This window comes from Microcystis sp. M53602_WE12 (assembly GCF_030065455.1).
GTDB lineage: Bacteria > Cyanobacteriota > Cyanobacteriia > Cyanobacteriales > Microcystaceae > Microcystis > Microcystis aeruginosa.
Map to the genome: position 1 here is coordinate 1 of NZ_JASJFB010000143.1, position 15,416 is coordinate 15,416.

Here is a 15,416-nt window from a genome sequence, read left to right on the forward strand (position 1 = left end):
AAATCCTTATCTGGCAAGAGATTTAATTGATTAGTTCGCTCTAGATCGCAAACAATTGACAAAAATCGCGGTAATGTCTGTCTCTATAAGGGTTTCATTCCTTATAACCCCCATCCATTGCATAACACAAACCGAAGAGCCCGATATTGCTGATTCCATCGTTTATATTGTCCTTGAGAGCTTCGCAGGGACTTAATTACAGCAACAGCTTCTTGTAACTCCCGATTATCTGGATAATTTCTGGCTAGTTTATAGAGAGAATCTACTCGATCGTCGATATCCATGTTTATCTACCTCTTTGCCTAGATAATCTTATGATACCCAAGCTTACCGATAAAATTAACCCGAAGAACCAGCCTTTTGGAAAATCATTAAATGTTGTTGGGGCAAAGTCTCGATGATTTCTTCTGGCAGTAAACCAACAGCGGCCATTTCTTTTTCTACCTGTCTGCGGGTCATTTTATGAAGGGCTTTGATGGGAATCAGGGGATTTTCACGACGGTATTCTACTAATACCACCCTACCATCGGGTTTTAAGGATTTGACCAGATTCTCCATCATCTCGCGGGGAGAGGAAAACTCGTGATAAGCATCGACCATTAAAGCTAAATCGAGCGCATTTATAGGCAATTTGGGATCGGTTTCTGTGGCGAGAATTGTGGTTATATTCTTCACTTGATTTTCCTCGGCTAAAAAATCAATTGCCCCTAACATTTCCGGTTGCACATCGACAGCGAAAACTTGTTCTACTAAATTCGCCATAGGAAAACTCAAATAACCTGTCCCCGCGCCGATATCTGCCACTAGGTCTGTGGGTTTTAAATGTAGTGCGGTGATCAGATCATCGGGTTTTTCCGTGAAACGGCGACTAGGACGTTCTAACCATAACATTTCTTGGTGTCCCATGACTTTAGCGATTTCCCGTCCTAGATAAAATTTACCGATACCATCGCGACTATGAAGCGATCGAATCTGATAATATTCCTCTTGCGCTAAAACTGAAGCATCGTAGGTAAAATTTAATAATCCGAAACCGCAAAAAACCACTATTAGAAACGAGACAATTAAGAAAAATTTTTGCTTAAACAGCATCGGGATTAAAAACGGTGGGCTAGAAAAAATAAATTCCCCGTCCGGGACAGGGAAAAAATCCGTCTTGATCAACAAAACAATTAATCCAAAAATCCCATTAAAGTTTCGGGATCATCGATTTCATTGGAAGCAACGGGACGATTACCCATGACTGTATAAGTTTCGCTAATGTGCAGATGACTGAGAGCGATCGGACGATTGCCAGAAATCGCTAGAGTGCTACTGACTTCCATACCACTAGAGCCGACAGGACGCAATCCACCGACGGAAGAATAGGTACTAACCACTTTCAGATGGCTAACTTCCACGGGACGGCCCCCTGGTAACATTTCATCTTCCGTGAAGTGAAGATGGCTAGTACCAACAGGACGATTTTCGGGTAAGCGATGTTCAGGTTGATAGAATTTTAAGGCTTTGGAAGCCGATTCAGCGTTGTTTTTCACCGAAAGGGCGACCACTTCTTTATCTTTGGCGGTTTTAGCCGTAGTAGCTTTACCGCGTGGGCTGCTGGTCTTTTCTTCTGTGGTTGCTGGGGTTTGAGTCCCGTTCGTTTCTAGATTTTCCACCGTCATAACCTGATACTCCTTTCCGTTAATAGCTTCGGGGAAACGATAAGATTTAAGTTTAGGGTATTCTCGAAGACTTTTAATCTTTTTTTAAAATCCTCTCTAATATTAAGATACATCTTTCTTTCCCAAAACCCTATAAGTGTTGGTAATTTGATTGATAATTTATTTTGCCTGTTCTCTACACCTAGCCGCTAATGACCGCTTTTCAACTACAAGCACCCTTTCAACCCACTGGGGATCAACCGGCAGCGATCAATAAATTGGTAGATTCCCTGCAAAACCAGCATCGTTTCCAAACCCTCCTAGGGGCAACCGGCACCGGCAAAACCTTCACCATTGCCGCTGTGATCGAGAAAATCGGCAGGCCTACCCTCGTCCTTGCCCATAATAAGACCCTGGCGGCCCAATTATGCAACGAATTGCGGCAATTTTTCCCCAATAACGCCGTGGAATACTTTATCAGCTATTACGACTACTATCAACCGGAGGCTTATATTCCCGTCAGCGATACCTATATCGAAAAGAGTTCTTCGATTAATGATGAGATCGATATGCTGCGCCATTCGGCCACGCGATCGCTGTTTGAACGCAGGGATGTGATCGTCGTCGCTTCCATTAGTTGTATTTATGGTTTAGGAATGCCTGCGGAATACCTAAAAGCGGCGATTTCCTTAACAGTTGGTCAAGAGTTCGACCAAAGGCAATTATTACGGGCCTTGGTGTCAGTGCAGTACAATCGCAATGATTTGGAGTTAACTCGCGGTCGTTTTCGTCTGAAGGGCGATATTTTGGAAATTGTTCCCGCTTACGAGGATCGGGTTATTAAAATTGATTTTTTTGGCGATGAGATTGAAAGTATTCGTTATCTCGATCCCCTGACGGGGGAAGTTTTGCAAAAATTAGAGCGAATTAGTATTTATCCGGCCCGTCACTTTGTTACCCCGGAGGAGCGTTTAGAGGTGGCTTGTCGGGATATTAAAACCGAGTTAGATAACCGTTTATTGGAGTTAGAAAAAGCGGGCAAATTACTGGAAGCGCAACGTTTAGACCAACGGACTCGTTATGATTTAGAAATGTTGCAGGAAGTGGGTTATTGTAATGGCGTAGAAAATTATTCGCGGCATTTAGCGGGTAGATTAGCGGGGGAACCGCCGGAATGTTTGGTGGATTATTTTCCCCAAGATTGGTTATTAGTTGTGGATGAATCTCATGTTAGTGTGCCGCAAATTCGCGGGATGTATAATGGCGATCAATCACGAAAAAAAGTTTTGATCGATCACGGGTTTCGTTTACCCAGTGCTGCGGATAATCGTCCTTTGAAGTCGGAAGAATTTTGGCAGAAAGTTAATCAATGTATTTTGGTTTCGGCCACTCCGGGAGATTGGGAATTAGAACAGTCAGAAAATCGCATTGTTGAACAAATTATCCGACCGACGGGAGTTTTAGACCCTGAGATTTTTGTGCGACCAACCGAGGGACAAGTAGATGATTTATTAGGGGAAATTAAGGAGCGAGTGCAGTTAAATGAACGGGTTTTGATTACCACTTTAACTAAACGCATGGCGGAAGATTTAACCGAATACTTGCAAGAAAGGGGAATTAAAGTTAGATATCTACATTCAGAAATTCAATCAATTCAACGGATTGAAATTATCCAAGACCTGCGAGAAGGGGTCTTTGACGTGCTGATCGGGGTGAATTTGCTTCGCGAGGGGTTAGACCTGCCGGAAGTGTCTTTAGTGGCGATTTTAGACGCAGATAAGGAAGGATTTTTAAGGGCTACCCGCTCTTTAATTCAAACTATCGGCCGGGCCGCTCGTCATATTCGCGGTCAGGCAATTCTTTACGGAGATAATCTCACCGATAGTATGATTAATGCGATCGAAGAAACCAAGAGACGACGCGCTATTCAACAGGAGTATAATCAGCAACATGGGATTATTCCGCAACCGATTGTTAAAAGGTCAAGTAATTCAATTTTGGCTTTTCTGGATATTTCCCGTCGCCTAAATTCCCAACAATTAGAGCAGGTTTGTGAGAATATAGAAGAGCTTTCTTTGGAACAAATTCCCGAGTTAATTCAACAACTAGAAGCGCAAATGAAAGAAGCGGCGAAAAACCTAGAATTCGAGTCAGCAGCTAAATATCGTGATCAGATTAAGCAATTACGAGATAAGTTATTAAATCATGTTAGATAAGCCTATGACTAGATTTATTCATGACCAGTTTGCCAAAGATTATCTCGAAGAATTATTATCTTCTCTGGGAGAGGTAAAATCGGCACGGGTTGTACGAGGAGAAGTACGAGAAATCGATGTCTGGTTTTCACCCCAGATTCTCGATAATAATCCTAGAGAACTGCTGGGATTACTGGGAAAAATGGCGATTAATCCCTGTTTATTTGAACCCTTTCGTAATCCTGTCACCGCTACAGAAATTAGAACTTGTCTGTTAAAACTATTGGAAGTGGAAGGGGAAATTAATCGTCAAGCAAATCGTCAGAAAACGAATCTTAACGATGGGGAAATCCCCCGTCTCTGGATTTTGACTCCCAGTGCTTCCTCGCAACTGTTAGGAGGATTCGGAGCTAAATTAGATGAGGAGAATTGGGGGGAAGGTATCTATTTTTTGGCTCCCTCTTTACGCACGGCAATCACCGTTATCCATCAATTACCCCCAACAGAAGCAACTCTCTGGTTAAGAATTTTAGGCCGGGGAAAAGTACAAGCAAGGGCGATCGATGAGTTAGAATCGTTACCAGAGGACCATCCTTTTCGGGTAAATGCTCTAGAATTATTATTAAACTTGAGAACTTCTTTAACTAACGATCAAGAGCTTGAACAGGAGGACAGAGAGTTAATTATGAGATTATCACCTTTATACACTTCCCGTCTTCAGGAAGAACTGGATGCTGGCCGTCAACAAGGTCTTCAACAGGGTCTTCAACAGGGTCTTCAACAGGGTCTTCAACAAGGTCTTCAACAGGGTCTTCAACAGGGTCTTCAGCAAGGAGAACGTCTGGTGGTAGAAAATTTATTGAAAGCTCGTTTTGGTAGTTTAGACCCAGATTTGTCCCTAATCATCGAGCGCATTTTATTATTACCAGTGGAGGAGTTTACACCTTTAATAATTAATTTATCTCGCACAGAATTAATTGCCCACTTTTCTAATTAAAAGCATAACTCAATCCTTTGATGATACTGGATTTTAAAATTGGCTGATTAACCAGAGCAGTCAATTTTCTGGGCAAATTCGGGGATATTGAGGATCGTTCTGGAACCAGCATCAGCTTTTTTTGCTAATTTGTGGCCAATTAGCGGCAATTTAGCTCTGATCACCTGAGAATAGCTTTTCTAAAGCTTCCTTCAAGGTTGGTTCCATGACAATTTTATTTTGATAAGCAACTGTTACTCTAGCGATTGTCGGGACACTATTTTGGTCTGCCACTAGATACAAAGGTTCTACATAAAGCAGCGATTGTTCAATGGGAATAATTAATAGATGTCCTTGCAAAACTTTAGAACCGTCCCGATTCCAAAGGGAAATCTGTTGAGAAATATCTGGATCTTGGTTAATTAAAGCCTCAATTTGATTCGGCCCGTACACTAACCTTTGTTTAGGAAATTGATAGAGTAATAACTTACCATACTCTCTATCATCTGAACGTGCTGCCAACCAAGCGATTAAATTTTGCCGACTAGAGGGAGTATAGGGATGGAGGAGAATAAATTCTTCTTTGTCGGAATCGGGCAGTTTCATGATTAAATAATAGGGTGATACAGCCTGGGGTTCCGTACCGTAAATTTCTAGGGGAATTTCCCATTGATCCTCCCGATTATAAAATACTTGCGGATCGGTCATGTGATAGGTTAATAATCTTTCCGCTTGGGTACTAAATAAATCTTCGGGATAACGGATATGACTGCGGATAGTTTTCGGCATTTCTGCTAAAGATTTAAAGAGATGAGGAAAGATTTTACTCCACGTCTGAATAATTGGATCATTTTCATCGGCAACATAGAAATTCACCGTTCCATGATAGGCATCCACTACCACTTTGACCGAATTGCGAATATAGTTAAATTTATCTTTCCCCGGGTCAGAATAGGGATAGCGATCGCTGATAGTATAAGCATCAATAATCCAATGTAATTTACTACTACTATCGCCCACATCTGCCGCTACTAAATAGGGGTTGCGATCATAATTTAAAAAAGGGGCGATAGTTTGCACACGATTTTGGATATCACGACGCATTAATAAGCGAGTTTCGGGAGTAAAATCTTGGCTAAATAACATTTGCCAATCCCGCAGATAAAGGGCAAATAGCCAACGTCTCCACCCCGTCCCCACTAGGATTCCTCCCTTACCATCGTAGGTATTATAGACATTTCCATCCCCACTAGGAAAATCCAATTCTTCTACGGTGGTGGGAGTCATCACATAATTATTAGTTAATTCCCCGTAGTAAATGCGGGGTTTACCAATGGGAATACTATAATCAATTAATTCGCTAGAGGTTTGTAGGGCCCCTTCGTCTTTATTTGTGCCGATATCTTTGACAAAATAGTAGGGTAAACCCCCGGCAGCCACTAAATTAACCGGGGAAAGAGTGAACCCATAACCGTGGGTATAAACGAGATGTTTATTCACCCAAGTGTTAGCAGAAGTGGGAACCGCACTATAATCTAATTCTCTAGCGGCAATAATTGTCTGTTGTTTTTCAGATATTTGACGTTCTTCGATTTTTTCAGGCAATCCTACTCGTACCCGATAGCGATCGATATCAGCATCGGGGAATTTATAATATAAGCGAATTTGCTGTAATTGTCGGTTAGTTTCTAGCAGTGGTTTGGTGTCCCAAAGACGAATATTATCGATAGTTAGATGGTTTCTCTCTAAAACTTCGGCATTTAATTCGGCCTGTGGATCGAAAACTTGGGCATCAATTCTATCTAAGGAAAAAGCCGCTCTTGTGGATTGAATACTTCTTTCGATATAGGGTCTTTCTCTCACTAATTCATTCGGTTGTACGACAGTTCTTTGCAATAGTCCACTGATAATTGTGCCACTTATCCAAACAATTAAATAGAGAAATACAGGAACTAAGTAGGGGAAAAATACCAACTTTTTCTTAGGATTTTTGTATAACTTGCGACGGTCTTTTTTACCAAATAATGCTTTTTCTCCTAACCATATAGAGGTTATTCCTGCAATAATTCCCAGAATAATTTCAATAAATTGACCAACATGAACATCGATATAACCCGCACCATAAACTACCCCTTCCGGAGAATAAAGTAGCAGGTAACGCTGAATAATATGGTGTAATACTAGCAGCCCCATTAACCCACTCCACAGGGCGTATAAATGACGCAGTTGCGGACGGGAAAACCCCATAAATTTTCCCAGAGAAAGACTATCACCCGAAAAAAGATAGGTTAAAATAACAGCAAAAAGAGTATATATTCCCACACCAGTGAGCCATAATTCTAGTAACTGCCACAGGGGTAATTGAAAGATGTAAAAACCTAAATCATTCCCGTATTGAGGATCGTTAATATTGAAAGGAACACCATAAAAATATTTTAAAAAATTCGCCCACTGCCCAGCAATAATAAAAGATAGCATGACAGTGAATACTATAGATATTATTCGCAAAAAATACTCGGTTTTAATTAATAATCCCAAGACTAAAAAAGCGATAATTAACCCTTGCCACAAATTACTGGAAATATCAGTTAATACTTGCCTAATCCAAACTATTTGCAGAGGAGAATTGAGGGAAGAACTGAGGTTAGGGAGATTAAAATCTGGTGTCCAGAGACTGAGGGCTAGTTTACTGTAATACAATAACATTGACCCGATCCAAGCTCCAATTCCCGTTGCGATAATCAAAAGGCCGAGTAAATTAATACTAGGAGATTGAGGACTAAGAGGATAACTATCTTCCCGGGGTTTTTGCCAACGAAAACGCTGGGCTAAACGTAAATTAGTAAAAATAAAGAGTAGAGAAAGAATCGCACTTCCCCAACCTAATCCTAGTTGCCAAGATAATTGTTTCAGGAAAGTGTTTAAATAACCCATCTCGGTAAACCAGAGGCTATTGGCTACCACTAATACCCCCAACTGCCCGATCACAAGGCAGCCGAGAAACAGTAAAATAGGTTTAGCGATCGAGCTTCGGTTATGTCTGATCAGCATGGATAAAGTGATAAAAGAGAGTCTTCTTTCATTCTAGCGATTTTAGTTTCTCCCTGCTGCTTTTTCTTAATTTAAAGATAAACTTAAGAAACTATAGCCGGGTTAGGGCAATAATTTAGCTTAAAGTCAGCAATTTTCCCTAATTTTAGCGAGGATTAGCAGACTGGAGTATTTCTCGAAAAATCCTGCGTCGATAGGAAGGAGATTCATTGCTCATATTCCATAAAGTTTCGTAGAAAAAGAAAGAAACGCCAAAATTTTGTTGTCTCGATTTTTCCACTTGTTGAGTAATATTAACCATCGGAATCGGACGACCTTTTAAACCAGATAAAATCCCAATAGCCACGGGGATAGATTCTCTAGCTTGCTGTAATTCTGGTTGCGATAATTCCCAGTCAAAGGCGTTCATATCAGTTCGATACACTTGTATTATTAACTCATCAATCAAGTTTTTTTGTTGCCATTTTTGCCAATCTAAAAGATAGGATTCTAGGGAGAAAGTGTAGGGATTAGGAGATAGGGAAATAATCGCTGTAGGTTGGCGCTTTTTAATCATCTGGGCTAAACTATTCATATAGTCAGTAATTTTATCGGCCCGCCATTGAATCCATGCTTTATCTTGGTAATCTTGCGGGGGTAATTGTCCCGAATGTTCCCTTTGATAGAGTTTAATCGTGGTTTCATCATAGCCAAAATCGGTGGGATAACCAAAATGATCATCAAACTGAATTCCTTCTATATCGTAGTTAGTAATAATCTCGCTGACTAAATCCGTAATAAAGTTTTGTACTTGCGGATGTAAGGGATTTAACCACACCCGTTGATGCACTTTTCCTTCCCACCAAATCACACTTTTATCCTGTCTTTGGGTTAACCAATCGGGATGTCGTTTGGCTAATTCTGAATCCGCAGGAGCCATAAAACCAAATTCAAACCAGGGAATAATTCTTAATTTTTTCCGATGACCTTGGCTAATTATTTCCTCTAAAAAGTCGCGATTTTTTAAAGATTCATGGGGATCGATCGCTCGTCCCGTAACTTTTTCTGCTACCTTAGAAGGATAGAGTGTATAACCCCAATTCCAGACCGTGGGATAAATAGTATTAAAGTTTAAATCAGCCAACCTATCAAGGGCATCTTTTAGGGTTTCCGGTTTAAATAATACCTCACTATCGATATTAGTTAACCAAACTCCACGAATTTCGGGTTTTTCTTGGGGTTGATTGGTCGATTGTGCCGGATAATTAAAGGTTATCGTCATGATACAAGCAAAGATAATTAAAAATATTACCCAGCTTATTTTTCCGTATCTTTGACTATAAATCACCAAACTATCGGCGAAATTATTAAAGGTTTTACTGATTCTATTCATAATGGGAAGTGGGGAAGTGGGGAAGTGGGGAGGTGGGGAGGTGGGGAGGTGGGGAGACCACTTCGTGCGCGTTGCGGGGGGAGGTGGGGAAATTGAACTACAACCCTAAAACCCCAAAACCCCAACCCCTAAAATCTATCTCCTGCCTGCTGCTGACTGCCTCCTGACTGATAAAATAACTAAATTATCTCTCTAAATTGCGAGGATCTAGGGCATCGCGTAAACCATCACCGAGTAAATTAAAAGCTAAAACGGTGAGAATAATTAACAAAGCAGCTGGCCAAATTAACCAGGGTTGTAGAACAATAATTGAGGCATTGGTAGCCAGAGAAAGCATATTTCCCCAACTAGGATCCGGTTGTTGAATTCCCAAACCAATTAAACTTAAAACCGATTCGGCCACAATAAACCCCGGCACGGCTAACGTAGCAGAAATAATGATATAACTGGCAGTTTGGGGCAGCACATGACGCAGAATAATATAAAGGGGTTTTGCTCCCATAGCTTTGGCGGCCTGAATAAATTCCTGTTCTTTCAGGGATAAAACTTGACCGCGAATTACTCGCGCTAATCCCGACCAACTGATAAAAGAAGTAATCAGGACGATTAATAAAAAGCGTTGGGTGCTGGTTAATCCTGCGGGTAAAACGGCCGCTAGGGCCACGAGTAAATATATGCCGGGGATAGTCATTAAAACTTCCACAAAACGCATTAAAATCGCATCTAACCAACCGCCAAAATAGCCAGAAACGCCACCGACAAATAAACCGATAGGGAAAGAAATTAAAATCCCGACCAAACCGATAAATAAACTAATTCTGCCCCCGAAAATCAAGCGACTAAAACTATCGCGTCCCGATTCGTCAGTTCCCAATATATTGATTCTACCATCGCCGATGACTCCGAACAGATGGAGATCAAAAGGGATACCGGGGAATAAAGTTACTTCCTGCCATTTTGGCGGCAAAGGTAGGCGAATTTGACCGAAATTATAGGTTTCACCCTTAACCAAGAGACGCAGCGGCAAGGGTTTGTTAAAATCTCTCATTAGCTTCCGCTCACCAGTTTCTATATTAATAGCACTTTGAGTGGTGGGATAGACGTGGGGGCCAATCCACTCACCCTTGTTACTTCCCGACTGCGAGCGCCAAAAGATTTGGGTGGGGGGTAGGAGAGACTGACCGGGTTGGGAGGAGTAGGGAGAGTAGGGAGCGACAAAATCCGCCGCCATTACGCTTAAATAGAAGATTAACAGTAAAACTGCTCCCCAACGGGCGAGAGGATTATCTTTGAGTTTGTGCCACCAGTCCATAGGCGATGAGGTCAATAGGAGAGTTAATCTTTATTTTGCTAGTCTGATTGCTACAATTTATCATACCAACAAAAAAGCTGTCTAATGTTTATTAATCCCCTTGTTTATGAGAAATCCTCTGTCTATCGTCAAGATTTTGAGACAGCGCAACCGTTTAAGCATTTGGTCATCGATAATTTTTTAGTTGGGGAGCAAGCGCAAATTTTGCTGGAAAATTTTCCCAGTTTTAAGCCGCAAAAAGCCATTAGTGAGTTAGGAAAAGTTGGCGGGAAGGCGGTTAATGAGGATTTAATCGGTTTAGGGGGTGTTTATCAACAGTTTGCCCGCCACGTTCAAGCTCAAGAGTTTTTAGAGTTAATTTCCGAATTAACCGGTGTTGATAATTTAATTCCAGACCCTAGTTTTTATGGGGGTGGAACCCACGAAAATTTACAGGGTCAAGAATTAGACCCTCACATTGATTTTAACCTCGATGAGCGTCATTGGTATCATCGCCGCTTGAATTTATTAATCTATTTAAATCCCCAATGGCAAGCAGATTGGGGAGGTAATCTAGAGTTACATTCCAATCCACGTCAACCGGAAGAAAATAAGATTAAATCTTTTGTACCTATCTTTAATCGTTGTCTTATTTTTGAAACCAATGAATATTCATGGCATGGATTTTCTCAGATTAATTTACCAGAAAATAAACGGCATTTATCGCGTAAATCTCTGTCTATCTATCTCTATACCAAAGAACGTCCAGACCAGGAATTATCACCATCTCATACAACTTTTTACATCCCGCGCCCGCTGCCAGAAAATATTCAACCCCATCAAGTTTTAAGCTCGGAAGATTACCAACAAATTAAAATTTTACTGAAAAGACGGGATGATTTAATTCGTTTTTATCAAGATAGAGAACTGAAAGAATCTCAGGATTTAGTTAGTTTAAAATCCCATATTAAGCGCTATCTATCCCTCCAATATCCTCGCCTATGGAAAATTATTAAAAGTTTACTCCGTTGGCGAAAGTGACCTGAGAAAAAATCCCTACTTTCCCATCAGAGAGAGTAGGGAATAATCAAAAAAACTAACTGGGAACTTAGCCTAATAACTGGGTAGCACGCGCAGTTAAAGCATTGGCAGTCAAACCATTATAGGCCATAATTTCCCCGGCACTGGCGGTGGTTTCTCCCCGTTTCCAAGCGAAGACATCCCGACGCGCATTACTGCGTAACATAATTGGTTCTAACATGGCGCTTGTACCACCGGTTACTCCGATTAAAGCATCACCGGCAAAGAGACTGTCAAAACCAGCATCATCGAGGAAATTATTATCAGCTGCCGAGCTAGTTTCACTCATCACATCGCTAGGACGGTAGAGACGACGGGGATTAATTACCGAGACGATTTTTACACCGATTCCCGCTGCTTCTAACTGTTGTGCAGACTCAAAGACGGGTAATAAAGTCATATCACCAATGACGGCAAAAACAACTTTTTTACTGCCTTCCGATTCGTGGAGAATTACGCCGCCTTTTTCTAAAGCTTGACGGGTTTGCTCAAAAGTGGTTCGCACCGGTAAAGGCGATTTACTAGCGGTGATTGTAATGCCTTTATTGCTAGTTCCTAACGCCCATTCATAACAGACTTGAATACTGTTAGCATCGCAGGGAAAGAGAGGAAAAATATTGCCATTTCGCATCATAGCGGCGAAATAATTTTCAATCTCTGGGCGTTGGTGTGTCCAACCATTACGCCCTTGCTCTAAGGCTCCGGCGGTGAATAAAGTAATAGTAGAAGGGGTGGGACGACGTAACTCGGCCATCGCTTGGGTTACAGTCTGCCAAATCGGTAAACCATTGATAGCAAAAGACTCGTAGGAACACCATAAAGTCCGCGCTCCCAAGAGAGATAAACCGACGGCTAATCCAGCACAGGCATCCTCGCTTAAAGGCTCATAAACTTGACCGTTAGGTGCTTGGAAATAGGTATCATCGCTGGTGGGGTGAATAATCTTTAAACCGACGTTAATATTATTAATTCCCGAAGCGGCATTACCATCAGCATTAGTGACGACAAAATTGGGGTCAGCTTTACCCACAGCTACCACTAATTCCCCCATGGCAGTGGTGGCCACTTTTTTATCACCACCCACAGTATATTCGGTCATGGGTAAGGTTCCTAAATCCGGCAGCGGGAAGACTTTTTCCGTTACCACTATTTCTGCTGCCGAACCCCCTCCAGAGCGCTCGAAATTAGTACGAACAATTGCCCAAGCTTCAGGGGGTAAAGCGCGTTCTTGTAAGGCAGTAACGATATAATCTTTTTCTAAAGAATCGCCTGGATAAAGATTATGGGAAGCCGCTCCCCGTTTGTGAACTCCCGCCCCTTTAAGTTGTTTAATAATGATCACCGTTAGTTGGCCTCCTAAAGCTAATTGGGCGGCTTTATCCGTGGCCATTAACACCACTTTCATGAACTCCAGACGCTGGTTAAAAGAGAATTTGGTGCTATCTACATATTCCCCATTTTGATTAGCATCATCGAAGTCTTTGGCATTAATGAGAATCACTTCCTCGAAACCATTACCGCGCCAATAGGCTTCCATTTCGGCGTTAGTTTTCAGGGACACCATGCTATGGTGTTCTTGGGAATAGCCATTCCAAACTAAAATCGGCAGAAAATTGGTAATTTCTGGATAAGCAGTGTGAAAATGACCGAAACTACTCATAATATACGGTTCTCCTAAACCACCATCCCCGATAGTCACAGGGAAAAGGGTATTAGGGTGTAATTTGGCCGCCGCCATGGCGAAATGTTGGCCTTGGCCCAAAGGACCAGCCGGCCCGAGCAGTCCGGGGATTTGTCCGGAAAGATGCCCTAAAAGTCCGTGTTTTTCCCGAAAACGTTCTCCCAATTCCCTGACGTTGCTGATGCCCATGGCTTCGAGAGAGCGATCGAGAAAGACGTTACTATAAAAACCGGGGGCATGATGGCCCACTTCGGTGAAAATATTTTTTTGGCCTAACATCATCAAAGAGGCAATTACGTCGGCAGCGCTGGCAAAACCGCCGGGGTGTCCCGATTCTTTGGTAGCGGTGATTTGTAGGGTGAGGTAACGCAAAGCATCGGCGGCTAGGAGGGTTTGATAGATAGCATTCGGGTCATTAGCGGCAATAATAGCGGTTTTTCCCTCAGCGATAGCGGCTTTTCCTGCATATTTATCAAATTCGGGTAAGGAACCCCCAAAATATTTTATTCCTTGACAAAAATCGGGAATTGTGCTAGTAGCTGTCATAAAATTAATATACCCCTTTACATACAGGCAATCGTTAAAACTATCTTACAGTTAGCGGTAACTCTCGTTAGATGCGATATTACACGGGGTTTCCATAGGCGATCGACTATTTGTGCTACACTGATCGCCAATGTTAACGATAAAATTAATCCTATTGATCATGTTAAATAGCAACCAATTACAGGATTTAATCAGTAAATCCCTACGTTATCTATTAATTATCGGCACTATTGCCCCCCTAACTTCCTTAGAGGCTCGCCCAGTCCAAGCCACTCCTCCGAGTAGTCCTACACCCGCTAAAGAGGCGATTGCTCCTATCCCCGCAGAAAGCAAAGAGTACACCCTAGGAGAAGGAGATAAAGTCCGCGTCACCGTCTACCAAGTCGCGGATTTAAGCGGCGATTTCCTTGTTTTAGCCGATGGAACCCTGACTTTACCTCTGATTGGTAGCGTCAAAGTGGAGGGAATGACCGTCACCGAAGCCGGCCAAACCTTGGCCAAGCGTTACACCACCTATCTCAAACGTCCCGTGGTTACTGTTAGCATTCTCACTCCCCGGCCTCTGCAAATCGCCATCGCGGGGGAAGTCAATCGTCCGGGTACTTATACAATTAACCCCGAACAAAGCCAAAAAACGCCCCTATTGACCGAAATAATCCGGCAAGCGGGGGGAGTGACTACGGTGGCCGATATTGGTCAAGTTCAAATCCGACGCAACCTCAAGGGACAAGAACAGCTAATTCAAGCCAATCTCTGGCAATTAATCCAAAAAGGCGATAAAACCCAAGATGTTAGCCTTAGAGATGGTGATAGCATCGTTATTCCCACTAAAACGACCCTTAGCGTCGGGGAAGTCAATCAATTAGCTGATGCCAATTTTGGACTAGATAGCGATCGAGAAATTAATGTTACTGTGGTGGGAGAAGTTTATCGTCCGGGGTCCCATCGTATTGTCCCCAATCAAGTTAACACCGTCACCACAGAGAATAATCGGGGAATTCGACGACAACCGGCCCGACTAACCCAAGCTATCCAAGAAGCGGGAGGTATCAAACCCCTCGCTGATATCCGACAGGTGCAAGTGCTGCGTTATACCCGTGACGGTTCCCAGCAGAAAATCCCCGTAGATCTCTGGAGTTTGCTCGATAAAGGCGATATGACCGCTGATATCATCCTCCAAGAAGGGGATACGGTGATTATCCCCACCGCTACTGAAATCTCGGCCAAGGAATCGGAAACCCTAGCATCGGCCAGTTTTGCCCCCAAAACCATTAACGTGAAAGTGGTCGGGGAGGTGAAAAAACCGGGGACAATTGAAGTTCCTCCCAATACCCCTCTCAATCAGGCAATTTTAACCGCAGGAGACTTTGATAAGCGTCGCGCCAATCAGTCCACAGTGGAATTAATTCGTCTCAATCCTAACGGGACTGTCACCAAAAACTCAATTAACATCGATTTTTCCCAGGGTATCAACGAGAAAACTAACCCGATTCTCCGCAATAATGATGTGGTTGTGGTTCATCGTAGCGGTCTGGCCTCTGCCACCGACACCCTCGGCACGGTTTTAAGTCCCTTTACCGG

Annotated in this window: 11 protein-coding genes; 4 read left to right on the forward strand and 7 right to left on the reverse strand. The window is 42.5% G+C overall.

The annotated features are described in order from the left end of the window. Window positions 1-101 precede the first annotated feature (101 nt). The 3 genes from PX482_RS05585 to PX482_RS05595 all read right to left on the reverse strand — a co-directional run bounded on the left by PX482_RS05585 (window position 102) and on the right by PX482_RS05595 (window position 1,664). Window positions 102-284, reverse strand: a complete 183-nt coding sequence (locus PX482_RS05585; protein WP_288023593.1) for a hypothetical protein — start codon at window positions 282-284, stop codon at window positions 102-104. A gap of 55 nt (window positions 285-339) precedes the next feature. Next, window positions 340-1,092 carry a class I SAM-dependent methyltransferase gene (locus PX482_RS05590; protein WP_288023572.1) on the reverse strand — a complete coding sequence of 251 codons (753 nt, stop codon included), beginning with the start codon at window positions 1,090-1,092 and terminating at the stop codon, window positions 340-342. An 80-nt stretch (window positions 1,093-1,172) separates the two neighbouring features. Further along, window positions 1,173-1,664 carry a hypothetical protein gene (locus PX482_RS05595; protein WP_002760830.1) on the reverse strand — a complete coding sequence of 164 codons (492 nt, stop codon included), beginning with the start codon at window positions 1,662-1,664 and terminating at the stop codon, window positions 1,173-1,175. Window positions 1,665-1,855: 191 nt separating this feature from the next. Between PX482_RS05595 and uvrB the strand changes: the two genes are divergently transcribed. Together uvrB and PX482_RS05605 are read left to right on the forward strand one after the other, a co-directional pair. Continuing rightward, entirely contained in the window at window positions 1,856-3,859 is a 2,004-nt protein-coding gene (gene uvrB, locus PX482_RS05600) for an excinuclease ABC subunit UvrB (RefSeq protein ID WP_002760832.1), read from the forward strand. A 4-nt stretch (window positions 3,860-3,863) separates the two neighbouring features. Beyond that, window positions 3,864-4,835, forward strand: coding sequence for a flagellar assembly protein H (locus tag PX482_RS05605; RefSeq protein ID WP_288087376.1), 972 nt, complete (start codon window positions 3,864-3,866; stop codon window positions 4,833-4,835). 150 nt (window positions 4,836-4,985) lie between these two features. Here the strand turns inward: PX482_RS05605 and PX482_RS05610 are convergent, their stop codons facing one another. From PX482_RS05610 to PX482_RS05620, 3 genes are all read right to left on the reverse strand, one after another. Further along, window positions 4,986-7,865 carry a UPF0182 family protein gene (locus PX482_RS05610; RefSeq protein ID WP_002760837.1) on the reverse strand — a complete coding sequence of 960 codons (2,880 nt, stop codon included), beginning with the start codon at window positions 7,863-7,865 and terminating at the stop codon, window positions 4,986-4,988. A gap of 145 nt (window positions 7,866-8,010) precedes the next feature. Further along, window positions 8,011-9,237, reverse strand: a complete 1,227-nt coding sequence (locus PX482_RS05615; protein WP_002760839.1) for a glycoside hydrolase family 10-like protein — start codon at window positions 9,235-9,237, stop codon at window positions 8,011-8,013. 184 nt (window positions 9,238-9,421) lie between these two features. After that, on the reverse strand, window positions 9,422-10,549 hold the full coding sequence (locus tag PX482_RS05620; RefSeq protein ID WP_079207658.1) for an ABC transporter permease: 1,128 nt from the start codon (window positions 10,547-10,549) through the stop codon (window positions 9,422-9,424). Between the two features lie 84 nt (window positions 10,550-10,633). Here PX482_RS05620 and PX482_RS05625 point away from each other — a divergent pair, with 84 nt between their 5' ends. Then, the gene (locus PX482_RS05625; protein ID WP_288023577.1) at window positions 10,634-11,569 is read left to right on the forward strand and encodes a 2OG-Fe(II) oxygenase; all 936 of its coding nucleotides are present in this window, start codon (window positions 10,634-10,636) and stop codon (window positions 11,567-11,569) included. Window positions 11,570-11,636: 67 nt separating this feature from the next. Here PX482_RS05625 and PX482_RS05630 read toward each other — a convergent pair whose 3' ends face one another. After that, entirely contained in the window at window positions 11,637-13,835 is a 2,199-nt protein-coding gene (locus PX482_RS05630; protein ID WP_288023578.1) for a phosphoketolase family protein, read from the reverse strand. Window positions 13,836-13,965: 130 nt separating this feature from the next. Between PX482_RS05630 and PX482_RS05635 the strand changes: the two genes are divergently transcribed. Further along, window positions 13,966-15,416 (forward strand): polysaccharide biosynthesis/export family protein (locus tag PX482_RS05635; protein WP_288122177.1); only part of this gene is annotated, 1,451 nt, incomplete at its 3' end.